General features: G+C 46.5%; 19 protein-coding genes. 3 read left to right on the top strand and 16 right to left on the bottom strand.

The window, feature by feature from the left end:
- Window positions 1-131: 131 nt before the first annotated feature.
- From bioC to BDI_RS09545, 11 genes are all read right to left on the bottom strand, one after another.
- Window positions 132-893 (bottom strand): malonyl-ACP O-methyltransferase BioC, encoded by a 762-nt coding sequence (bioC, locus tag BDI_RS09595; protein ID WP_009275807.1) that lies wholly within the window; start codon window positions 891-893, stop codon window positions 132-134.
- Window positions 884-1,549 carry a DUF452 family protein gene (locus BDI_RS09590; protein ID WP_011966632.1) on the bottom strand — a complete coding sequence of 222 codons (666 nt, stop codon included), beginning with the start codon at window positions 1,547-1,549 and terminating at the stop codon, window positions 884-886. The genes bioC and BDI_RS09590 overlap by 10 nt, the downstream gene beginning before the upstream one ends.
- Before the next feature lie 13 nt (window positions 1,550-1,562).
- Window positions 1,563-2,756: an 8-amino-7-oxononanoate synthase gene (locus BDI_RS09585; RefSeq protein WP_011966631.1), complete on the bottom strand. Its 1,194-nt coding sequence runs from the start codon at window positions 2,754-2,756 to the stop codon at window positions 1,563-1,565.
- Window positions 2,757-2,786: 30 nt separating this feature from the next.
- Window positions 2,787-4,067, bottom strand: coding sequence for an adenosylmethionine--8-amino-7-oxononanoate transaminase (gene bioA, locus BDI_RS09580; protein ID WP_011966630.1), 1,281 nt, complete (start codon window positions 4,065-4,067; stop codon window positions 2,787-2,789).
- The gene (bioB, locus tag BDI_RS09575) at window positions 4,064-5,047 is read right to left on the bottom strand and encodes a biotin synthase BioB (protein ID WP_011966629.1); all 984 of its coding nucleotides are present in this window, start codon (window positions 5,045-5,047) and stop codon (window positions 4,064-4,066) included. Before bioB ends, bioA begins: the two co-directional genes overlap by 4 nt.
- A gap of 6 nt (window positions 5,048-5,053) precedes the next feature.
- Entirely contained in the window at window positions 5,054-5,518 is a 465-nt protein-coding gene (locus BDI_RS09570; protein ID WP_011966628.1) for a hypothetical protein, read from the bottom strand.
- A gap of 31 nt (window positions 5,519-5,549) precedes the next feature.
- Entirely contained in the window at window positions 5,550-7,205 is a 1,656-nt protein-coding gene (locus BDI_RS09565) for a peptide MFS transporter (RefSeq protein ID WP_011966627.1), read from the bottom strand.
- 26 nt (window positions 7,206-7,231) lie between these two features.
- A complete protein-coding gene (locus tag BDI_RS09560) occupies window positions 7,232-8,299 on the bottom strand; it encodes a DUF4831 family protein (protein WP_008780178.1) in 1,068 nt (355 codons plus the stop codon).
- Between the two features lie 160 nt (window positions 8,300-8,459).
- Window positions 8,460-9,116, bottom strand: a complete 657-nt coding sequence (locus tag BDI_RS09555) for an endonuclease/exonuclease/phosphatase family protein (RefSeq protein ID WP_228002592.1) — start codon at window positions 9,114-9,116, stop codon at window positions 8,460-8,462.
- Between the two features lie 170 nt (window positions 9,117-9,286).
- Entirely contained in the window at window positions 9,287-10,933 is a 1,647-nt protein-coding gene (locus BDI_RS09550) for a RagB/SusD family nutrient uptake outer membrane protein (protein WP_011966626.1), read from the bottom strand.
- Window positions 10,934-10,950: 17 nt separating this feature from the next.
- Entirely contained in the window at window positions 10,951-14,352 is a 3,402-nt protein-coding gene (locus tag BDI_RS09545; RefSeq protein ID WP_008780181.1) for a TonB-dependent receptor, read from the bottom strand.
- Window positions 14,353-14,433: 81 nt separating this feature from the next.
- Between BDI_RS09545 and BDI_RS09540 the strand changes: the two genes are divergently transcribed.
- Both BDI_RS09540 and BDI_RS09535 read left to right on the top strand, forming a co-directional pair.
- Window positions 14,434-14,691, top strand: a complete 258-nt coding sequence (locus tag BDI_RS09540) for a sigma-70 family RNA polymerase sigma factor (RefSeq protein ID WP_005854787.1) — start codon at window positions 14,434-14,436, stop codon at window positions 14,689-14,691.
- An 82-nt stretch (window positions 14,692-14,773) separates the two neighbouring features.
- Complete coding sequence (locus BDI_RS09535; protein ID WP_005854789.1) at window positions 14,774-15,643, top strand: FecR family protein; 870 nt, start codon at window positions 14,774-14,776, stop codon at window positions 15,641-15,643.
- A gap of 117 nt (window positions 15,644-15,760) precedes the next feature.
- On the opposite strand, the gene BDI_RS09530 is transcribed toward BDI_RS09535, so the two are convergent.
- The 5 genes from BDI_RS09530 to BDI_RS09505 all read right to left on the bottom strand — a co-directional run bounded on the left by BDI_RS09530 (window position 15,761) and on the right by BDI_RS09505 (window position 22,043).
- On the bottom strand, window positions 15,761-16,051 hold the full coding sequence (locus BDI_RS09530; protein ID WP_005854791.1) for an RNA polymerase sigma factor: 291 nt from the start codon (window positions 16,049-16,051) through the stop codon (window positions 15,761-15,763).
- Between the two features lie 98 nt (window positions 16,052-16,149).
- Window positions 16,150-17,004: a sugar phosphate isomerase/epimerase family protein gene (locus tag BDI_RS09525; RefSeq protein ID WP_005854793.1), complete on the bottom strand. Its 855-nt coding sequence runs from the start codon at window positions 17,002-17,004 to the stop codon at window positions 16,150-16,152.
- Window positions 17,005-17,025: 21 nt separating this feature from the next.
- Window positions 17,026-18,540, bottom strand: a complete 1,515-nt coding sequence (locus BDI_RS09520; RefSeq protein WP_005854795.1) for a Gfo/Idh/MocA family oxidoreductase — start codon at window positions 18,538-18,540, stop codon at window positions 17,026-17,028.
- 28 nt (window positions 18,541-18,568) lie between these two features.
- Window positions 18,569-19,810 carry a 3-keto-disaccharide hydrolase gene (locus BDI_RS09515; protein ID WP_370510636.1) on the bottom strand — a complete coding sequence of 414 codons (1,242 nt, stop codon included), beginning with the start codon at window positions 19,808-19,810 and terminating at the stop codon, window positions 18,569-18,571.
- A gap of 721 nt (window positions 19,811-20,531) precedes the next feature.
- A complete protein-coding gene (locus tag BDI_RS09505; protein WP_005854801.1) occupies window positions 20,532-22,043 on the bottom strand; it encodes a bifunctional ADP-dependent NAD(P)H-hydrate dehydratase/NAD(P)H-hydrate epimerase in 1,512 nt (503 codons plus the stop codon).
- 123 nt (window positions 22,044-22,166) lie between these two features.
- Between BDI_RS09505 and hpt the strand changes: the two genes are divergently transcribed.
- Window positions 22,167-22,703, top strand: a complete 537-nt coding sequence (hpt, locus tag BDI_RS09500; protein ID WP_010183721.1) for a hypoxanthine phosphoribosyltransferase — start codon at window positions 22,167-22,169, stop codon at window positions 22,701-22,703.
- Window positions 22,704-22,716: the final 13 nt, after the last annotated feature.

The following is a 22,716-nucleotide window of genomic DNA, read 5'->3' as shown; positions in this document are numbered from 1 at the left end:
GCGCTATTGATCTTTTCACCTTTGTGAAAAGAACGTATCACCTAGGTGAAAAGATCGTTTCACCCTTGTGATACGATCATATCATATAGGTGAAAGGATCAATACCTCGGAAGAGGCGACCTACCTCACCTTTATCTTTTGACCACTAAGATATAGAGTGGACGGTAAGTTAATGTGACCCCACCATCCGCCGAGGGGAATCTCTCTTGATAATCCCGGCAGAAACGTTCCTGTTTTCCCCGTGTCCAGACGCAAGAGGCGTTGGCCGTGACCCCCGTGTACTTTAGATGTCTTAGCACCTCCAGCGGGTGCCGGAAGGTCAGGGCGATATTTCCTTCCTCTTCATGGACGATCTGGAAGTAGGTGGATAACCACTCCCTTAATTGTCCGGCGGTAGGATAGGTGAGCCCTTCTCCGGTCAGTTCCTTGATCTCGTGAAGGTTGTCTGGCGTGAAGGTGTTGAAAGCCAGCATGCCTCCGGGCGATAGGGTGGACGATAGCTTATGGAGGAAACGTGGAAGGTCTTTCATCCATTGCAGGGCGGAGGCCGAGGCAATCAAGTCGAACGTGCCGGGAAAAGCCAGTCGCTCGGCATCACCGGCCAAGAATAGAGGAGTGGCGGAAGGAAACAACTCCTCGATGGCGCTTTGCCAAGTCTCGCAAAGATCGTTGAGTACCCATTCCTCGATTTGGCATTCTTGTTTTAATAAACGGGTGAATCCGCCGCTTCCGCAACCGATTTCCAGCACCCTGCGGAAATGAGAGGAGGTGTATACGGTCAATAGCTGTACCAGATGGGCGCATATCCGTTTCTGGGCATCCGCGTGATCGTCGTATGTATTCACCGCTTGGCTGAAACGCCGGCGGATCCGTTCTTGTTCGATTACTTCCATAATTCGTTCCATGATTGATAGTGGTAAAAAGGAAGATGAGGCGCCTTGATCTCTTGGATGGGGCAACGGCCTTGCCAGTAGTTCCGGAGGTTGGTTGCCGGGAATATCTTATCTTCGGTGGACAGGATGGCTTGATCCCAGAAGGCGGATATCCGCGGATCGGCTGATTCGAGCTTTTCCGGGAGGATCTGATTATATAGAGATTCCAGTTCCTCCTTGATCTCCTCCAGCGGACGTGGTGAGAGTTCCGAATAGCAATTGAATGTCTCCTTGTCTCCGCACATCCTGCGGTTAAAGCGACGCATACCTTCCTCGCTGATATGATGGAGGGTTCCCTCGAAGATCGCGGTCGGGATGCCTAGCGTATCGTGCATGGGAAAAGGGGTACCGTTCAGGGCGGTCGCCGTGGTAAAGGATCGGTGGCCTGCCCAGAGTCGGGTGGCTACCCATACGCCTAGAGACCAAGCGACCAGATGTACCTCTTTATAGGGGGCGAATGTCTCTTCGAATGCGAGCGTCCTGTAATCGTAGGCAATCCATAGGTCTGTCTGCTCCGGTACTTCCAGATGGCGGAAAAGCTCCGGCGAGGTGGACCAGCCGGCGAGACAGAGGATCAGACTAGGGGATAGCTTATTTATTATCTTATCTATATACATACTATCTATCCAGTTATCTATCCGGGGGTGTAGAGACGGGGCATGTCCCGGTGGGAGACAAGGCACGCCCCGTCTCTACAATCAGTTGATGAATATTTTTTATTGTGAGGTTTGCCGTAAGGGAGAAGCGGATACGGGAGGTACCTTTGGGCACTGTCGGCGGGCGAACGGGGAGGCAGTAGAAGCCTTTTCGTTGTAGCTCTTCCGCTTTCCGTACGCAATCCTCGCTCTCTCCCACAATGAAAGGGATGATGTGGCTTTGGCTGATCTCGCCTCCTTTGCCCGTTAAAGCCTCCGCCAGCAATCGGCTATATGCTAGAAGATTCTCCCGTTCCTTCGTGAACGAGGGGAGTTGCTCCCAGATGAAGGAAGTCCATGCGATTTGGAACGGTGGCAGGGCCGTACTGAATATGAGCGGTCGCATCGTATTGACCAGATATTCCCGTATCGTACGGGAACAAACCAAATAGGCCCCCATAGACGCTAACGCCTTGCCGAAAGTACCGACCAATAGATCGATCTCTTGGATACAACTTTGTTCCTCGGCGATACCTAGCCCCGTCTTTCCACGGGCTCCGATGGCATGAGCCTCGTCTACGTACAATAGGATATTGGGATATTGCCTTTTGATAGCTATCAGGCGGTTTAAATCCGCTACATCCCCGTCCATGCTGAAAATGCTTTCGGTCAAGATGATGATCGTCTCGTATTGACAGGCGTTCTTTTGTACGAGGCGTTCCAGTTGGTCATAGTCGTTGTGGCGGTAACGGAGGAATGGGGAGCCACTCAACAAGATGCCATCGATGATGCTGGCGTGCACCAGCTTGTCGGCGAGTAATAAGGTCTGTTTATCGGTTAAGGCCGGGAGGATTCCGGTGTTGGCATGATAGCCGCTATTGAAGATCAATGCGGCTTCCCGGTCGAAGGAGCGGGCGATCTGTTTCTCCAGTTTCGTATAGACGGAGAAATTACCCGTCAGCAAGCGGGATGATGAGGAGGAGTAGGGATAGAAGCGGTCTTGTGTGGATGCTTGAAACTCCTCTTGTAAATCCTGCCGGCTGGCTAATCCAAGATAATCGTTGGAAGAGAGATTCAGCATACGCATTCCCTCTTTTAATATCCATATTCCTTGATGCTCGACTTCCGGTAGGTGCCTAAGATTCCCGGAGGCTCGTAAAGCCGTAAGTTGCTCGTTATATGATTTCATATATCTATATATTACCCGGTTGTAGATATGTTAATTATGCGTTAATACTCTCAATAATCCGGAGGTTAGTCTGGATAGTTCATACGTGGAGATAACGAAAGGAGGCATGAGATAAACCAGCCGTCCGAATGGACGTACCCATATCCCTTCCTCTACGAATCGACGTTGCAATACCGCCATATCCACCGGATGCTTCATCTCGATAACCCCGATCGCCCCCAATACCCGTACCTCAGCGACTTCAGGCAGCTTGGCGGCTGGCGCTAACTCCGCCCGCAATTGCTCCTCTATAAGCTTCACTTTCTCCTGCCAGTGACTGGCGATCAATAAAGAGATCGAGGCCGAAGCGATAGCGCATGCCAAGGGATTTCCCATAAACGTAGGTCCATGCATAAAGCATCCCGCCTCGCCGGAACAGATCGTGTCGGCTATCGGCTTTGTCGTGATCGTGGCGGAAAGCGTAAGATAACCTCCCGTCAATGCCTTTCCGATACACATGATATCGGGTTCGACTCCCGCATGTTCCCATGCGAACAACTTTCCGGTACGCCCGAAGCCAGTCGCTATCTCGTCGAATATCAATAAGACGTTATACCGCTCGCAAAGTTCCCGGGCACGAACGAGGAAAGTGGGGGAGTAGAAATACATGCCTCCTGCCCCCTGTACGACCGGTTCCAAGATCAAGGCGGCGATCTCGTCGGCATGCCGCTCTAGTAAATCCCGCAAGGGAGCCATGGCCTCCTCTCTCCATTCCTCGCCGAATCGGACCGAAGGTTGAGGTATGAAGTATTGGATGGGTAGGCTTCCGGAGAAGATCCCATGCATACCCGTCACCGGATCGCATACCGACATGGCGTGCCAAGTATCCCCGTGATAACCGCTACGGATCGTGGCGAAGGTATGTTTTCCCGGTATGCCTTTGGACTGCCAGTATTGGATCGCCATCTTTAAGGCTACCTCCACGGCGACCGAGCCGCTATCCGCTAGGAATATCTTTTCTAGAGAAGGGGGCAATAGCGGTAATAATTTAGCGGTCAACTCGACAGCCGGCTCGTGCGTGAATCCCCCGAACATGATATGACTCATCTTATCCAATTGGGCTTTAGCCGCCGCGTTAAGTACCGGATGGTTGTATCCGTGGACTGCCGCCCACCAAGAAGACATTCCGTCTATTAGCTCCCTGCCGTCCGCAAGGGTTATCGTTACGCCCTCCGCTTTGGATACCGGATAGACGGGAAGTGGATCGATGGTCGAGGTGTAGGGATGCCATAGATGATCCCGGTCGTATTGTAAAAGTTCGGTTGTTGTCATTTTTCCCAATCGGTGTTTTCGGTGAGTGAATAGCCTTCGGAGGTAAATAAGACTTTGTCTTCCTCTACCTTGCTTCCGATAGTCGTTAATAAGTCTCCGATGATCGCGGAGTTAATCCCTATATGTAGGGATTTCCGTTGCGTGACCTCGCTTAATTGTGCCCGTCCGCCGGAGAAACGGAGAAATGCGTTTGGATTGATCAAGCGGAAAAGGGCGATCGTTGTTAGCCATTCCTCTTCTTCTAGGATCTGTGTATTCTCCATAGGAGTTCCCGGTATCGGCTGTAATAAATTGAGAGGGATGGATAAGACACCTTCTTTCTGTAAGAAACAAGCCATCTCGATTCGCTCCTTCATCGTCTCGCCCATGCCGATAATACCACCGCAGCAGATGCGGAAACCGATTTCCCGGGCGGTATGGATGGTTTCCATCTTCTGCTCAATCGTATGCGTGGAACAGAGTTGACGGAAATAGGAAGGGGCAGTCTCGATATTGCAGTGATAATTCTCCACTCCGCTATCGTAAAGCGATTGGAGTTGGGAGCGGGTTAGCAATCCCATGGAGGCACAGCATTTAATATCGCTTTGCCGCTTGATTTGCCGGATCGTATCGGTGATCTGTTCCAATTCTTTATCCGATACTCGCTTACCGCTAGTCACCAAGGCAAAACGCCGGATACCCTGTTTCCGGTTATATACCGCATGATAGACACATTCCTTGGCCGGAAGCAAAGGATATAAGTTTACGAGGGTCTTGTAATGTCCCGATTGTGCGCACCATTTACAATCCTCGCTGCAATTACCGCTTTTGGCGTTGATGATGGAACAAGTGTCGAACTTATTCCCCATAAAATGGCGGGTGATTTGGTGGGCGGCCTCGTAAAGCGCCTCTTTGTCCGGGTGATTCGCCAAGCTTAAAGCCTGTTCCTCAGTAATCTTCCCACCCTCTAGGATGTGCTGCTTTGCTTCTTCTATTGTCATTTTCTCTCATTTAATAATTCCGTGTATATATATACCCAGTTGTAGAGACGGGGCACGTCCCGTCTCTACAACCGGATGGAAATAAGAAAGGCGGAAAGTATCCGAAAGAATACTTCCCGCCTTTACTATATTATATAATGTATAGTGAGCTACACGATGAGCCGGATGAGCGATCTCATTTGATACCAATACCGGGAGTAATGCCGTAAACAGTCCATGCGATACCGCGAGGCTCCGTTTGTTCTCCTCGGTATTCTCCCTCTCCTCGTTATCCTCTTCGAAAAATCCGTCCGTGAACGTACCGATACCGGTATGTAAAGACTGGTTCTTTTTTTCGAAGCGATCGGCTACGGAAAAGGATAATTGTCCGATCGTAACAGCCCTCTGTATACTGATGAAAGCCGCATACGCCTTCCGGCTCCATCTTCTGAAACGGAGTGCCTGCGAACGATATGTATACGACTTCCTCATCCTCTAATTTTCAATTCTCAATTCTCAATTGTCAAGCCACTTTATCTAGTTTCTTCATGATAGAGAACATGAACAACGCAGACAGTAAGCAAAGAACGATCAACACGCTCCATACCATCCATAATTGCATGCTTCCCCACAAATAACCGATGATAGCGACCAGATAGTTACCGATAGCCGTAGCCACGAACCAACCACCCATCATCATACCTTTGTATTTAGGAGGAGCCACTTTGGATACGAAAGAGATACCCATCGGAGAAAGCAATAATTCGGCGAAGGTCAATACCAGATAAGTCGAGATCAACCAGTTCGGAGAAACCAATACCTGCAATTTGCTATCTGCCGCTAAAGCGTCCGGTGTAGGCAAGCCCATAGAACCGATCGCTAAGATCAAGAAACCGCAAGCGGCGATCATCATACCCAATCCGATCTTACGAGGAGCGGACGGCTCTTTCTTCTTATTAGCCAGATAACCAAAGATCGCCAACGATACCGGAGTCAATACAACCACGAAGAACGGGTTAAATTGCTGGAAGGTCTGCGGAAGGATCGTTACGGTTTCCGGCATAGCCATATATTTGATACCTAGAGCGGCTAATGCGGCCACGGTCACGATGCCGGCGATCGTTTTGCCTTTGCTCGTTGTGGATTGTGCGATAGCGAATCCTCCATACACGGCGATAACCAATAATGTTAAGTTAATCACATCAAAGCCGATACGATCCAGTCCGGTCACTTGGTTGGCCGTATAGTCGCGAGCAAAGAACGTCATTGTCAGACCATTTTGATGGAAAGCCATCCAGAAGAACAATACCACGGCGAATACCAGCAGCAAGGCGGTGATACGTTGTTTCGTCTCGGCAGGTGACAATTCCTCTTGCGGAGCGTGGGAAGCCTTTGCTTGTTTGGTATTGACATCCGCATGCTTAAAGGTAGAGCGGAATCCCATATAGATAGCCATCGATATGATCAATGAGATACAAGCCACACCGAATCCATAGTTGTATGCCTCAGACAACTTCTCGATATACGTGGAACAGAACGTAGCCATATCGCCGGTGAAACCTTGTGCGCTTTGCAGAGCGGCGAGTGCCTCTTTGTTCTCTGCGGAGATGGTTCCGTTTAAGAATTGGTGAGCGAGTGCCGGAATTTGTGACTCGTAGAAAAGGTTATACTTACCCAACATCCAGTCTGTCATTTTAGTGGCAGCCGTAGGCGCGTACATGGCACCGATATTGATCGCCATATAAAACAAACTAAAGGCTTGGTCACGTTTACTTCTATATTCCGGGGCATCATAAAGATTACCTACCATCACCTGTAAGTTACCTTTAAATAATCCGGTACCGCAAGCGATTAGCGCTAGCGAGCCGAACATCATGATTTTTCCCGAGGCGGCATCTGTTGGGATGGCTAATAAAAGATAACCGACAAACATGATGATGATACCCGAGGTAACCATCTTTCCATAACCGAACTTATCGGCCATCATACCGCCAATCAATGGCATAAAATACACGAACGCTAAGAAGCTAGCGAAAATCGTTGATGTCTCAGCGGCCGTATAGCCGAATTTCGCTTGCAAGAATAATGTGAAAATCGCAAGCATCGTGTAATAACCGAAGCGTTCGCCCGTGTTCGCGAGTGCTAGGGCATAGAGACCTTTAGGTTGTCCTTGTAACATGTGTTTTAGATAATATTAGTTTATACTTATTGAATAATTTGCTTTATGGCGCCGGTTTCCGGATAGAAAAGAACTTTGACGGGGGCTTTCTTATCCTCAAACATAACAGGGGCTAATCCTTCCCGTGTTCCGAATTGAGTAATTTGGGCCTCTCCTTTGTAGAGCGTTTTTTTGTTCATTAGTATTTCTATGCTGGCTTTTCCCGGAACATTGTAGACGATTCCTTTCAATGATTTGTCTTTCTTCTCGGCTTCCTTGGCATCAAGGATCGGAGCTCTTTCTGTCGCTTTCAAGTTCATATAGACAGGGGTACCGCCCAAATCGTCAGCGTCTACGATACCTAGCTGTTTGGAGAAACGGAACAATACCTCTTTATCTAAGTTGTCGTGGGGGATGATACTTACCTCATAATGCTCGGTTTCTTTGGTCAAGATTCCGGTGAATAGGTTTGTTAATGCTTTTTCTTGCTCCTCCAATTGCTGGATCACCAGTTTCATGGCTTCACCATCGGGGGGTAAATTATCCGCCTCGCCGGTCAAGATGTTCAAACGGCTTTCCCGGATACGGTAAATTTGTTTAGCGGCCACCTCCGCTTGTTTGGCGGTGGAGCCTGCCATTAGTAATTCCTCCGAGAAAACGGAAGTGTCTGTCACTTTTTGTTGGGAGCCTTTATTTTTCTTTGCGGCATCTAGCTCGGATTCAACTGGTGTATATTCTGCGTTTATCGAGCATAATAATCCATCTTCGGTAAGATAAGCGTAAGGGGCGACCGTACCTTGCTTGAATTCTACGATATAGGTATTATCCGCATCGGGTAATCCCCGGTTGATCAGACTGATTTTTCCGAGATCGAAATAAATCTTATCTTCCGTGACTGCATCTTTTACGCCTAGATACTTCTCTGCATATTGATAGTAAGGCCCGGCTTTGCAAGTTACTTTCGTCACTTCGGCGTCTACGACTAGCGAGGTCTTGGGCAACGAGTAGGTGATTCCGAAATTATTGGCTTTTACGGCGTTCTTTTTTACCACCTTGGTTTGTGCCATAAGCGGCATCCCGAGGAGTAAACTAGCTATAATGATTATATTCTTCATATCCCAGTTTATTTTAATTCTGTATATTATTGCGCAAAACTAGGAAATATTTTGCTTAAAACCAATTGGAAGTATTCTTATTGCATGAAAATCCCGGACAACATTAAGAATTTCTAGATTCGCATTGTTCGGGATTCTGAGGATGTCCGGGGGAGAAAGCTTAAAATAGCACGTCTATATAGATCGGCAGGTGATCGGACGACTGGATATCGATCACTTGGTCGTTGATAATCCTAAATTCATGCCTTAGGTCGCCGAAGATATAATCTAAACGCAAACGGGGATGATCCGAGGGGTAGGTCTCTAACGTAGGGTCGGATAAGAGCCTCCACGTTTGTTTCATCGCCTTGAATTCCTTAGAGTCTGGCTCCATGTTGAAGTCTCCGGTGATCAGGATTGGTTTGTTTTCGCTTTTCATCGTCTCATTGATGAGTCGTATAGAGGCCAGGCGAGAGTCTGGGTCGAGCGAGAAATGTGTGTTACACAAGGTATAGTTCGGATATTCGAGACAAAGGAAGGTACGTGGCTCTTCCTTTCCCGGCAGAGGTATGTATTGGTAGCTACGAGGTTTTTTGCGGGAGAGTGCGGCGATTCCGTATAATCCCTTAGAACGTTCTGTGGCAGGTGCGAAGATTGGATACATGCCGGTCAACCGTGCTAATTCTGCATATTGGTTGATCCATCCAGAGCGTTCGCATACACTGTCCACCTCTTGTAGCCCGACATAGTCCGGCTGGATCTTGTTGATCACTTCAGCGATTCGCTTCAAATTGGTCTGTTGGTCCATACCGATCCCGATGCGGATGTTGTAGCTCATGATTCTTAACGATTGTCGTGTCTTGCATAGGCCACTTCCCAAATTTAGGAGGGCGATGGTTAGGAGAAATAAGATTCGTTTCATGGATTTCTAAGGTATTTCGTGAATAGAAACCCCCGCAGACAACAAGAAGGACTATCTGCGGGGGCTACAGTAATAAAAATTGAAGATTAATAATTATCGTTCTGTGTTAATGCGCCTCCTACATAGTCGATCTCGCTTTGTGGAATCGGGTAGGGGTATGTCTTATCGGTGACGAGTGTCCCGGCACCGGAATACTTGCCCTCATCAGTCTTGCCGAATTTCTGCATTGTAGATACGAAGGTGCCCCAGCGAATTAAGTCGTAGAAGCGTAATCCCTCGCCTGCAAGTTCGATACGGCGTTCGTGGCGAACGGCGGCACGCAGATCATCGGAAGCTTTCACTTTATACTTAGCGTTGAAAGTATCCTCGGTCACTCGATCGCTCTCCTTGAGGTTGAACTTACGGTATTTAGCGTAGCTATCTGTCAAAGAGGTTGTCACGAAGGCACGATAACGTACTTGGTTGATCAGGTCGGCCGCTAGTTGTTTGTCGCCATCCGTCTCGATCAGGCATTCAGCGTACATCAGCAATACATCGGCATAGCGGATGTGATAGTGGGTCCAATCCGTGTTCAATAAATCGTTTAGTGGCCGTCTGGAGAAGTCTGGATACTGCTTACGGCTGTGTTGCTGTGGGAAATTGTCGTAGCCGGAATAGTCGTGTACCTCTTCGGAACCATCGTTCTTGACGAATATATCGCCGGATGACAATACCGTGTGTACCAAGCGTGGATCGCCTACCTCATACTCGTCTACCAAATCCTTCGTCGGACACTCGCCGCCCCATCCGCCGGCAATACCGCGACCGACATTCATTTGTGGACAAACGCTACCGCTAGTGTAGCTAGGAATGTAAGAGCGCAGGGTGATGAAGACGGACTCTTTTGACATATAGCCCTCTGTGGCGTTATTGAATAGCTTCTCGTAGTCATCTACTAATTCATAGCTTCCGGATTCGACAACTGTCTTCAGGTCTTTCAGAGCCTCTCCGTAGTTGCCGTAGAACATCAATACCCTAGCACGGAAAGCCATGGCGGCCTCTTTGGTGATTCGCCCAATCTCGCTGGTCGGAAGGCTTTTTGCATTAGGTAGATTAGGTTCGGCGATTGCGGTGTTCAGGTCTTTCAGGATAAAGTTCATGACCTCCTCTTTGCTGGATTTCGTGATCGTACTTTTGTCGACGACTTCCATGGGCTTGTCAATTAGTGGAATATTCTGGAAGATTGTAGCTAGGTCGTAGTAATAGAACGCACGCATGAATTGAGCCTCTGCGATCCATCGCTGTTTGGTTTCTGTGCTGACCAAGCCTCCGGCATCATCGATCAATTCTGATTCAGGTGTGATTAGCGACAGGAATACGTTGCAGGCTGAGATCGCTGTTTGGTAGCGATGAGTCCAAAGGTCGGACAAGACTTGATTAGTCGCCATTGGTGTCCCGCGGGCGATTTCCGTGATACGAACGCGGTCTCCTGCATCAGAGCCGCCTTTGGAGCAGTCGTCGCTCAATTGATCTCCCAAGACAAATTTCATGTCCTGATAGTTCCAGCTATCTTGTAAGGGCTGATAGCAATTGACCAAAAGTTTGTAGCCGGCATCCTTGGTACTCAGATAAGTTACCTCATCCAATGTTCCCAATGGCGGGCGGTCTAGAAAGTCGCTGTTACAGCTTGTCGTAAGGGCACCGACGCATGCGATCGATACAAGTAATTTCCCTATGTTAACTATAGATTTCATAATAATTCATTTTAAGATTATAATTTCAAACTAAGACCGAACATGAATGTACGCGGTTGCGGATAGAATCCCATATCACAGCCTTTGTAAAGAGGCGAGTTATTGATCTCTCCGATCTCAGGATCTAGTCCGGAATAACCGGTGATCGTGAATAAGTTCTGTGCGGCAACAAAGAAACGAAGGTTGTTGATCGTGATCTTCTTAGTCCATTCGGACGGAAGCGTATAACCGATTGTCAGGTTCTTCAAGCGAACATAAGAACCATTTTCCACATACCAATCGGACATCTCCAAGTTCATGCGGCTATCCGCATCGATTGCGAAGTTCTCGTTTGTACTACCCGGTCCGTTCCAGTAGGTTGTTAATATATCCTTCGGAGCATTGTACCAACCGGTACCTGAATAGATGTCATATTTCAATATGTTTAAGATGTCATTGCCGACTGATCCTTGGAAGAAGGCGGAGATGTCGAATCCTTTCCATTCTGCGCCTAAGGTCAAACCAAAGGTGAAGTCTGGATGAGGATTTCCTGTCATCGTGCGGTCTTCGTCGTCTAGTTTACCATCTTTGTTCAAATCTTGGAACTTTAAGTCGCCCGGCTTTGCGTTTGGCATTACCATTTGACCGTTGTTCTTGTAGTTGTCGATCTCTTCTTGGGTCTGGAAGACACCATCGGTTTTATATCCGTAGAAATAACCGATCGGTTGTCCTGGCTCTGTCATCGTATAGGAGAAGTATCCTAGATGGATGCCTTTACCCGGAATATTCGCTCCACTACCTAGGCTTTTTACCTTATTTTTATAGGTGGATACGTTTCCGTTGATATGATATTGGAAGTCGTTCCCGATCTTACCGTCGTATCCGAGCGTTACTTCAAAACCTTTATTGCTTACGCTACCGGCATTCATCCACGGCGTGTTGGGGAATCCTAGTGAACTGGGCACGGGTACTTGCACCAACATATCACTTGTCTGACGGTCAAAGTAGTCGAAGGTTGCTCTCAAGGAACCTTGGAAAAAGGCCAAATCCAATCCGAAGTCCAGTTGGCGAGTAGTCTCCCATTTCAGATCCGGATTACCCACCTGCGTACGTCCGGCATACAAGTTCGTCTGATACGGATTACCGAAGAGGTAGTAGCTACCATTTCCGAACGTATTCATATAGGCTCCGGAGGAGATAGTCTGGTTCCCGATCTCACCCCAAGCTGCTCTTAACTTACCTTGTGACAGCCACTCAAGGTTCTTCATGAAGCTCTCTTCCGAGAAATTCCAACCGGCGGATACGGAGGGGAAGTAACCCCAGCGATTACCATCCGCAAATTTAGAGGATCCATCCCAACGGATATTGGCTGTGATCATATAACGGTTGTCAAAGGAATAAAATACACGACCGAAATAAGAATTCAGCGTACTCGTGGCGTAGTAGCCTGATGCGGCGGGATTCATGGTACCGGCGTTGATGATCTGCTGGTTCGGGTTGTTGTTGACCTGTCCTTCTTTATAGGCGTAGATCTCCTCGTAGCGCTCTTTCTCTGCGGAGGTACCGACCATGGCTGTTACCGCATGTTTGTCGAATTTTTGATTGTAAGTTAGGTAATTGTCGAATACCCAGTAATCTTTATTCGCTACGCTCCGACTGGCGCCCGCATAAGTGGAGTACTCATCTCCATCCAGATAGTAAGAAGGACGGAAAGAGTCGCTTTGGTTACGGACTAAGTCAAGAGCGATACTGGATTTGAAGGTCAAGAAGGGTAACAACTTGACTTCGCCGGAGATATTACTTTTCGTGGCGATCCCGTGCCATTGATTTAATGCGGAGCGGTCTACCTGTCCAACCGTGTTCGGTTTGTTTGAGTAAATTACGCCTGTATAGCGAGACCAAGGATTGGTCGGCTCATAACCACCCATAATTCGGTTTTGCAAGAAATCTGGGATATCCACTAGGTTGTCGCGATATACCGGAGTGATTGGGTCTGCCGCAAGGGTACTGAACACGGTTGCTGTGTAAGAGTTATTCTCATCTAGGTTGCGCCTGGATTCGTACGTGACGTTCACATTTGCGGAGAGGTTCAACCACTTGGTTACCTCAGAGTCTACGTTCAACCGACCGGAGAGGCGTTCATAGTCGGAACCTTTCAAGATTCCTTGTTGATCCATATAGCCAAAGCTAGCACGGTATCTGAGTTTCTTCATACCTCCGGAGAAAGCTAGGTTGTAATTCTGACTGATAGCTTCCTTGGGTTTACGGGTGCTCTCTTTCCACCAATCCGTACCGGATCGTCCTCCGTTTTTCCCTAGGAAAGTAAGGATCTGCTCTCGCTTCTCTGGTGTGGCGAAATCATCGATCAAGGCTTTCCCGGATGCGGCGTAAGCCCGGTTCTTATATTCCATGAAACCTTCGGCGTCTAGCATGTCATACGTTTTCACTACATCTTGGAAACCAATGTTCATATCAAACTCGATGTTGCTTCGGTAACTCTCGCCGGAAGCTCCTCGCTTTGTGGATACTAGGATCACACCGTTGGCAGCACGGGCACCATAGATCGCTTGTGCGGAAGCGTCTTTCAATACCTCTATGCTCTCGATATCACGGGCATTTAACCAACCGATATCACCTTGAGGTAGACCATCTACTACATACAACGGATCATTATTATTGATAGTACCGACACCACGGATACGGACATTACCGAGTGAACCTGGGCTACCGGAACTAGATGTTATGGTTACACCGGCTGCTTTTCCTTGCAAGGCGTCGGCGGCGCTGCGAAGCGGTAGGTTCGAGATCTCGTCTCCTTTTACTTGAGAAACAGCTCCGGTTAAATCTCTTTTCTTGAAGGAACCGTAACCAACAACTACTACCTCATCCAACTTTTGAGTGTCTTCCGCTAAAGTGACGTTGAGGTTACTTTTATTGCCTACGTTGATACTTTGTTGGAGATAGCCGATGTACGAGAATTCAACGGTAGCATTGGAGGGAACATTCTCTAGAATGTAGTTTCCGTCCATATCGGTCATAGATCCGATTGTAGTACCTTTCACTACAACGTTTACTCCGATCAGAGGCTCCCCATCTTGTCCTACTACTTGTCCGGTTAGCCGTTTGCGATTTTGGTTGGTGGATGGCAACTCCGTATCTTTCATGGTCTTGTTGGTAAGTACTACGTGATTCTTGACGATCTTATACGTAATATCCGTACCTCTAAAGACATTGTTTAATACTTGTTCTATGGATTCTTCATGGATATTGACATCAACCCGTTTATTCAAATTGATTTGATTGTCATTATAAAAGAATTTATATTCACTTTGGTCTTCAATCGCCTTAAAAACTTCAGTGATAGTTCCTTTTGTGATATTTAAGGATATAATTTGTGCTGATGCCGCTACTGTGTACGGCTGGAAAAAGGTTAAGCACAAACCTAAAAATAATGATTTTTTCAGGGTTCTGTAATTAGTTCTACCGGAACCATTGACATTCCCCGATATGAAATATCAGAGATGGATAAACAAGAGGCTGTGGAAGATAATGATCCTTATTCGATACTTAGTATTTTTGAAATAGAACGAATCACGGAAAATACGATAGAGGAATTACCAGATCAATGTAAATCCATTTTTAAATTGAGTCGTATAAATGGACTCAAGAACCAAGAGATCGCAGATAAATTGGATATCTCCGTCCGTACAGTGGAAACACAGATATATAGAGCCCTTAAGATTTTGAAAAGTAGATTGAAAGATTATCTGGTTTCTTGAAAAAATATAATACAAAAATCTATCAATCTTGTAAGTAGCACATCGTTTTGAAGTGTCATACATATAGAATCGAGAAAAAACAATGAAAGAATATATAAAAAATATAATTGCGGAAAGTCTCAAAGACGAAGTAGATGTTGATAGGGAGTGGGAGCGTTTGTTTTCATCCATAGAGAAAAAAACTATTTCCAAAATGAAAACAAGAAGGCTATTCCTTCAATACATGAAATATGCCGCTGCCGTGGTTTTGGGCATAGGTGTTTCACTATCAACGTTGTATCTTACGAATCAAGAGAACTTATCGACAGTTGGAAATTATAAATTAGTAACGAGCAAAGGAGAGAAGAGCTATTTGCAATTACCGGATGGTACGAGGGTTTGGCTTAACTCTTGTACAACTCTAGAATATGCGGAGAACTACGGCCATTCCAATCGTAGCATTTATTTGGATGGAGAAGCTTATTTTGAAGTCGCAAAGAATAAAGACTTACCATTTGTTGTAAAGGCAAACGGTATTGATGTGAAAGCGATTGGTACGGCCTTTAATGTTTCCGCTTATATGGAAGACTCGCAACTAACCACAACCTTGTTCAATGGCAAGGTCGCCGTACAACCTACGTTGACTAAACAAGAGGTCTTACTTGAGCCTAACCAAGTGGCGGTTTATGATAAAAGTAGAAATAAGATAGAAGTAGTACCTTACGATAAGAAACTATTCGCTCAATGGAGAGGAGGTTTCTTGTCTTTTAAAATGATGTATCTGCAAGATATAACAAAGTTGTTGGAAAGGAACTATAACGTTGTATTTCGTTATGAAAATCAAGGGATAAAAAAATTAAGGTTTAGCGGTAGTTTCCGTAACAACGAAGATTTATCGGAGATTCTCAATGTGATAAAGACGAATACGGGTATTCGCTATCAAATACTGAAAGATACTATAGTAATCAAATAATAAATCATTGAATTATTAATCTTAAAAACAGTCTTGCTTATGAGAAATGGATGATTTTTAGTGTAATACGGATAAAAAACGTAACATTGTTAGATCTTATTATTAATCTTAAATTTATTAATTATGGCTAATCAGATAGGGAGTTCCGGTAGAACGAAGGTAATTGAGGCATTCGTTCTGTATAGCCCTGTATAAATAAGCGTTTAAAGACGTGTGAATATCGATGTTCTCACGCTTTTCCCAAAAGCGGAGGAAGACGTTTTGTAAGATGTCTTTTGCGTCTTCCGGGGCGGGGATAAATTTTCGGCAATGTATATAAAGTTGGAGATAAACAGACTTGAACAGGGTATTAAAGGCGGCTATATCTCCTTGTTTGATCAATTCGATTATTTTGTTGTCAGATGCCATTTTATTCCCGTGTATTATTAGAAAGGTGGAGCGTATAGGCTAGGAGAACGTCCCTTGGGCCTATACGCTTACTACCTGTCAATTAATGCTAATCCCTATTATAAGATTTCGTTTGCGGTTTTATTGAAGTATTGGATACATTCTTTAATGTCCGGTACAGAGTTTTCCCAGTTGTATTCATACTCGATAGAGAATACTCCCTTGAAATTCTGGGATTTGAGTTCTTTCAACATTCCCTTTACATCTAGGATGCCTGTGCCCCAGATCACGTCGTGCTGCTCATTCTCTCCTGCTTTTTTCGGGGCGATATCCTTGAAATGCAAAGAGATGATTCGACCTTTGAGTTGCTTTAAGCAATCAATCTGGTTTAGCCCCTCCCGACGCCAATGCCCCACATCGGAACAAGAACCAAGCGATTGACTGCGTCCGGAGATGGCTTTCAACAGGTTCTCAGGTTTCCAGTAGTCGGAAGGCTGCGGGTGATTATGGACGGAGATCTTAATGTTGTATTGCTTGGACAATTTTTCTACCAAGTCCCAGTCACTTAAAGCCGGTTCGCAAGTAATGAACTCTAGGTCCATCGCTTTCGCGAATTTGAACATCTTTTCCCAATCGGACGACTTTTCGGCTACATACACCCCGGTTCCTACGATCTTGATACCTTTGGATGCCGCAAGCTCCTTGATCTCTTTCTGGGTCTGCGCATCAAGGTTGAAATCGAATACTTTATCTCCCCATTTACCACCGAGCTTATGGCCGGGATAAATCTCGATGTATTTCAATCCCAGTTCTTGTGTCTTATCGAGAGCTTCCGTCAAAGGGAACAGGTGGAAACTATAGGATTGCATCCCTAGACGCCATCCGTTCTTCTCGGCCTTCGTTTGCGCTTCGCTTGGAATAGCCAATAGGCAGCAAACGATCGCTATCATTATTTTATAGATATGTCTTATCATATTTGGCTGTTATTAAAAGGTTTATCTTGGCATATCCGGCAAAGAGAAACCGTTGTTATACGTATGCTTGATCCATTCGTTGGCCATTTCCGCAGCGTTAAACTCGGCGAAGCGACGGTCGAAACGCGGATCTCCGTCAATTACCTTGAAATCATCCACCGTGACGATCTTGATCTTATCGTTCGGGGAGATGTTCGTAAACCGCATGTTCTCTCCATCCCATTGCAACTCACGATGCAAACCTTGCAGTCCGGAGAGGCGAACGGCCAAGACTCCCATCACGACCATCTCGTTGAACGGACCGGAGAACTGGAAGTTGGATGAGGCTTCCGTACGATTTTCCGGGGATTCCTTGCAAGCCCGGATCCAGTCTTGCTCATGGGCATTGGTGGACCATATGTCTCCATTGCCACCTTTCACTCTCGGGATCGTCGGTTTGGGCTGGTTGAAATGTTCCATGTCGGAAACCGGTAATAAGGTCGGGTTCATTCCATAACAGCCTGTCATGATCTTTCCTTTCGTTCCGATGAAGATGATACCGCCGTTCTCGTCGCCCATCATCTGCCCGTCTTTCAATTCTTCCGGACGGGGAGGCATCAGACCACCATCGTACCAATAGACTTTCACTTCCGGCATCTTGACATTTCCTTTGGGTGGACGTGCGGGGAATGTATAGGTTACGATCTGTGCGTGAGGAGGGGAGTACAGGTTACTCAAAGTAGAGCTGCCGATTACGCTGGTCGGATATTTTAAGTCGAGTGCCCAATACAACGGGTCCATGATATGGCAAGCCATATCGCCCAAGGCCCCGGTTCCGAAGTCCCACCATCCACGCCAGTTCCAAGGGGTATAGACCGGATTATAAGGCCGCTTTTGAGCCGGGCCGATCCATAAATCCCAATCCAGTGTCTTCGGGCACTTCGGGGTATCGTTCGGCTTCATCAAGCCTTGGGGCCAGATGGGGCGGTCTGTCCAACAATGTACCTCATATACATCGCCGATTACGCCAGACTGTATCCACTCCGCGATCTGCCGGCACCAGTCGAATGAGTTACCTTGGTTACCCATTTGGGTGGCTACCTTATATTTCTTCGCCAGTTTGGTAAGCAAACGCGATTCGTAAACGGAGTGGGTAAGCGGTTTTTGCGTATAGCAATGCTTGCCTAGCGTGATTGCGTGGGCGGTCACGCCGGCATGTGTATGGTCTGGGGTGGCTACCATAATCGCATCGATTGATTTACCCATCTCATCGAACATGACACGCCAGTCTTTAAAGCGTTTAGCCTTCGGATAGTCCTTGAAGGTCTTGTCCGCGTAGTGCCAATCTACATCGCATAAAGCTACGATATTCTCCGTGTTCATGTTGGCGAGGTTACGACGTCCCATACCGCCGACACCGATACCCGCGATATTCAGTTTGTCACTAGGAGCTGTATAGCCAAAGGATTTACCGAGTACAGAACCCGGAACGATCGTTAGTCCGGCTGCCGCTACGGCTCCGGTCTTGAGGAAACTTCTTCTCGAAATGTTTTTCATAACTATTAAATTTTAAGAAAACGATATTCTATAATGTTTGTAAATGAAGGTTGCGCCAAAGAACCTTGATGCCGCCACCATCATGTATTTGCAAAGCGATACGCCCTTGACCGGCTCCGATCTTTTCATCCCGGATGTTTACCATCTCCTCTCCGTTGAGCCAAGTCTGTACATTATCTCCTTGTACCCGGATACGCATCGTGTTCCACTCTCCTTGTTTTAGGATGTTCTCCTTCTCGTCCGGGATCTGTATCAACCATCCTCGTCCGTAGGATTCGTAGATACCGCCCGTGTCAAAGCCTTTGGGGGCGACTTCCACTTGCCAGCCGTTTACCTTTACATCTTTTTCTTCTACAAAGGAACGAATAAATACGCCAGAATTACCATCCGCTTCCTGTTTAAATTCCACGGTAAGGTCAAAATCGTCGTAATATTCCCGGGTGGCTAGATAGCCGTATTGTTTATCCGGGCCACTTTCGCATACTAATAAACCATCTTTTACATACCATAATTCTGTGCCGTATTTATCCCAGTTTGTAATGTCCTCGCCGTTGAATAAACGAGCCTCTCGTGTCTTGCGGGGAAGTTCCTTGATCTTGATATTACGGAACCATGCGGGATAACCGTGGTCTTGCAAACAAATCAAGCCTTTATGCGCTAATCCGTATTCAGGAGCGTTCGCCCATTTACCGCTGTTCTTACGGGAGAACCAATCATCAGACCATGCATCGAACTCTACGGTTTTGTGCCCGTTCATAAAGTAGGTGACATGTCCGTTGTCAAAAATAATCTTAGAGTTGTTCCATTCGCCGGCCGGATGTACTTTTATCGTGTTGAAGTCCGGTAAATACATCGCGTAATCCACTCCGCAACGTTGCCAATCTTCCAATGGCTCCGCGAAATTGATATCATCAATCAATTGATACTCGGGACCGGTAACGTAGGGAACCGGGAATTGAGGACGTTCTACCACATGATATAATAAACCGCTATTTCCTCCTTTCGAGATTTTCCAGTCCCACGAAAGCTCAAAATTCTCATAAGCCTTGTCGGTGACGATGTATCCGCTGGCATCGCTACCTTGCCCGTCCGCTTGGATGGTTCCGTTTACAACTTCCCAAGGTCCGGTCAAGGCAGTTCCGTTATAATCCCGCCAGCCATCCAAGGTTTCCCCATCGAATAGAAGTTCCCAACCTTCCGCTTTCTCTTGTTCGGTCAATGTGTTATGCTTCGTGTTATCACAGGCGATTAAACCGAAAGCAGCTGCCATTGCGAACGATACGATTGTTATTTTCATGTACGTATAGCTTTATTGTTAATACAAATTTGTCGGTGTTTTATATATGAGACAACTCTGGGGCAAGGGATACGTAAGCTCTTTTTCCTTTTTTATTTATTTTAACGGAAGTGTATGGCAATCGGTCATTTATTAGTCGGCAAACGCAGTAGTACTGACTTTGCCAAGTAATATATACAAACATCGCCAACGCAGTATATCTGATTTGGATACACTAAATACATTATATGATGTAGCCAAATGTTGCTGTAATAGTTATGGTATCAACGACTGAAGCTTTTCTTTACAGAAAATACTACAATAAGCCAGTAATCGAATACTTTATTTAAAGTGTTGATAATCAGCATTGTGAAAATATCATGATGTTTATGCTGAAACACGTACGTGTTTTCGAAAAAAGTCGTACATGTTTAAAAAAATTCATGTACGTGTTTTTCTATAAAATGATAGGGATACAATTATACATGTTTAAAAGTTACAATAACTCTACTTTACAGAGCTTTGTCATAAAAGATATCGCCGACATTTATTGAGTGAGTAAGAAAAGGTTGAAATGTGATAGCAAAAGGCGTTGGGGTACCATGAAAATTTACTACCACCATTCTATATGTACACTGTAAGTCCGTATAATATATGGAATAGCGGTAGTAATTGTAACAAACGAGAGTAAAAACGCCCGTTGTTTTTGCTGGATTTATTTGATTTGCTTAAACGCTTTTCCGAGCATATCCGTGATGTCGCTGGCGATCATGCTCTCTTCCGAGCGGAAAGCGGCGGCGAGATCACCGGCTGTGCCGTGCAAGAATACTCCGACTACAGCGGCAGTTTCCGGAGAATAGTCTTGCGCCAATAAGCTGAGGATGATGCCCGTCAGCACGTCTCCGCTACCGGCGGTTGCCATGCCCGGATTTCCGCAACTATTGAAATAAATGTTTCCTGCCGGAGAACAAATAGCGGTATAAGCACCTTTCAATACGATACAAATCTTATGTTCGGCGGCGAAAGATTGCGCTTTCATCAAACGGTCGTATGAGTTCGTGCTTTCACCCGCTATCCGATCGAACTCCTTCGGATGGGGAGTGAGGATGCTCCGTGGCGGGATCTTATTGAATAAGTCCTTGTTGGATGCCATTATATTAATAGCGTCCGCATCGATAACGACTGGTTTTGTGCTGGATTGCAGGATACGTTCGATCGCTGCTGCGGATTCTAAATGCTGTCCGAGTCCCGGTCCCATACCGACAGCGGAGTAACTACCTATCTCGGGAACCGTAGAGAAATAATCAGGATTTGCGTCTAGACTTAACATCGCTTCCGGGAAAGCGGTCTGGAAGATTGATTCGCCTCGGGTCGGGATATGCACGGTCAATAGTCCGGCTCCACTCCGTAAGCATGCCTTCGCGGATAATAGGGCGGCTCCCATTTTTCCTTTACTTCCGGCGATCAATAAAGCATGTCCGAACGTTCCCTTATGGGCGAAACGTTTGCGAGACTTTAACGAATAGGATATATCTTCTTCCGTAACCAATGAGTAAGGGGAAGCCGTCTCATAAATTGCGTCCGGATGGATTCCGATATCCAGTATTTTCCACTCGCCTACGTATTGTTCATTCTCCGGAAAAAGAAACGCCAGTTTCGGGAAGCCGAATGTCAAGGTTAAGCTGGCCTTGATGATCGCCTCCGAGTCATTCTTACGATTATCTTCCCCGAATAAGCCGGAAGGAATATCGATCGCTACGACTTCCGCCTCGGATTGGTTGATATAATTGACCATAGCGGCGAAACCTCCGGTGAGAGGACGGTTTAATCCCGAACCGAACAAGCCATCGATCACCACGTCTCGGTCGGTTAGCGTCGGCGGCTCAAAGTCACGGACCACTTCCGTAAATTCGATCCGTTCCATGTCGAGCAGACGCTGCTTGTTTTGCTCACACTCTACGGACAGATGCTCTGTCGGGTTGAATAAATACGTCTCTACCCGGTATGATTCCTCGTTCAAAAGGCGGGCGATGGCCAAAGCGTCGGCTCCGTTATTGCCTTGACCGGCGAAAATCACGATGCGGACCTGCTTGGAGTAGCGCCGGCAAAACTCATGGACGAACGTCGTAGCGGCACGCTCCACTAAGTCGATCGAACTAATTGGCTCGTGTTGAATCGTATATTGGTCGAGCTCCTTTACCTTGTCTGTAGCGAATATCTTAATCATAATTCTAGATGTCTGGGGTTTTATTCTGCTTACAAATGTATAACAAACTTTGGTATGTTGCTACACTTTTTTGTGCATCGCCGAAAAAGTTGTACATTTGTCCCCTCGAAAACCGAAAGATTTATGGACAGAATTCGTCTAAAAGACAAAGAATTTGAACTGTTTATTCCGGAGTCGGATATTCAGGCGGCTATCGCTAAAATGGCCGTTCAGATTAAAGCGGATGTGGAAGGGAAAAATCCTCTATTCGTGGGTGTGCTAAACGGGGCTTTTATGTTTGTCGCCGAGCTGATGCGTGAGCTGGATGTTCCGTATGAGCTGACATTCGCTCGTTATTCCTCGTATCAAGGAACTTCCAGTACGGGCATATTGAATGAGATCATGCCGGTGCAGGCTGATATTCGCGGACGTATGGTGATCTTATTGGAGGATATTATCGATACGGGCTTTACGATGAGCTACGTGATGGAGAAGCTTCGGAGCGAGGGTGCCGCCGATGTAAGATTGGCAACGATGCTTTTCAAGCCGGAATCCTTGAAATGCGAGTTGACTCCGGATTATGTAGGCTTACAGATACCCGCTGATTTTATCGTGGGACATGGTTTGGATTATGATGAGTTGGGCCGCTCATATAAGGATATCTACAAGGTTGTGGAATAAAATAGTATACATT

It is taken from the genome of Parabacteroides distasonis ATCC 8503 (genome assembly GCF_000012845.1).
In the GTDB taxonomy this organism is placed as follows: Bacteria; Bacteroidota; Bacteroidia; order Bacteroidales; family Tannerellaceae; genus Parabacteroides; species Parabacteroides distasonis.
This window is presented reverse-complemented; position numbering and strand designations above follow the sequence as displayed.

Coding starts and splice junctions, on each gene's coding strand:
- BDI_RS09585 (WP_011966631.1), bottom strand. CDS start 2,756: ATGAAATCATATAACGAGCAACTTACGGCTTTACGAGCCTCCGGGAAT.
- bioB (WP_011966629.1), bottom strand. CDS start 5,047: ATGACAATAGAAGAAGCAAAGCAGCACATCCTAGAGGGTGGGAAGATT.
- BDI_RS09540 (WP_005854787.1), top strand. CDS start 14,434: ATGGATAAACAAGAGGCTGTGGAAGATAATGATCCTTATTCGATACTT.
- BDI_RS09520 (WP_005854795.1), bottom strand. CDS start 18,540: ATGAAAAACATTTCGAGAAGAAGTTTCCTCAAGACCGGAGCCGTAGCG.
- hpt (WP_010183721.1), top strand. CDS start 22,167: ATGGACAGAATTCGTCTAAAAGACAAAGAATTTGAACTGTTTATTCCG.
- bioA (WP_011966630.1), bottom strand. CDS start 4,067: ATGACAACAACCGAACTTTTACAATACGACCGGGATCATCTATGGCAT.
- BDI_RS09535 (WP_005854789.1), top strand. CDS start 14,774: ATGAAAGAATATATAAAAAATATAATTGCGGAAAGTCTCAAAGACGAA.
- BDI_RS09565 (WP_011966627.1), bottom strand. CDS start 7,205: ATGTTACAAGGACAACCTAAAGGTCTCTATGCCCTAGCACTCGCGAAC.
- BDI_RS09530 (WP_005854791.1), bottom strand. CDS start 16,051: ATGGCATCTGACAACAAAATAATCGAATTGATCAAACAAGGAGATATA.
- BDI_RS09590 (WP_011966632.1), bottom strand. CDS start 1,549: ATGTATATAGATAAGATAATAAATAAGCTATCCCCTAGTCTGATCCTC.
- BDI_RS09550 (WP_011966626.1), bottom strand. CDS start 10,933: ATGAAATCTATAGTTAACATAGGGAAATTACTTGTATCGATCGCATGC.
- BDI_RS09525 (WP_005854793.1), bottom strand. CDS start 17,004: ATGATAAGACATATCTATAAAATAATGATAGCGATCGTTTGCTGCCTA.
- BDI_RS09505 (WP_005854801.1), bottom strand. CDS start 22,043: ATGATTAAGATATTCGCTACAGACAAGGTAAAGGAGCTCGACCAATAT.
- bioC (WP_009275807.1), bottom strand. CDS start 893: ATGGAAGTAATCGAACAAGAACGGATCCGCCGGCGTTTCAGCCAAGCG.
- BDI_RS09560 (WP_008780178.1), bottom strand. CDS start 8,299: ATGAAGAATATAATCATTATAGCTAGTTTACTCCTCGGGATGCCGCTT.
- BDI_RS09515 (WP_370510636.1), bottom strand. CDS start 19,810: ATGGCAGCTGCTTTCGGTTTAATCGCCTGTGATAACACGAAGCATAAC.
- BDI_RS09555 (WP_228002592.1), bottom strand. CDS start 9,116: ATGAGCTACAACATCCGCATCGGGATCGGTATGGACCAACAGACCAAT.
- BDI_RS09570 (WP_011966628.1), bottom strand. CDS start 5,518: ATGAGGAAGTCGTATACATATCGTTCGCAGGCACTCCGTTTCAGAAGA.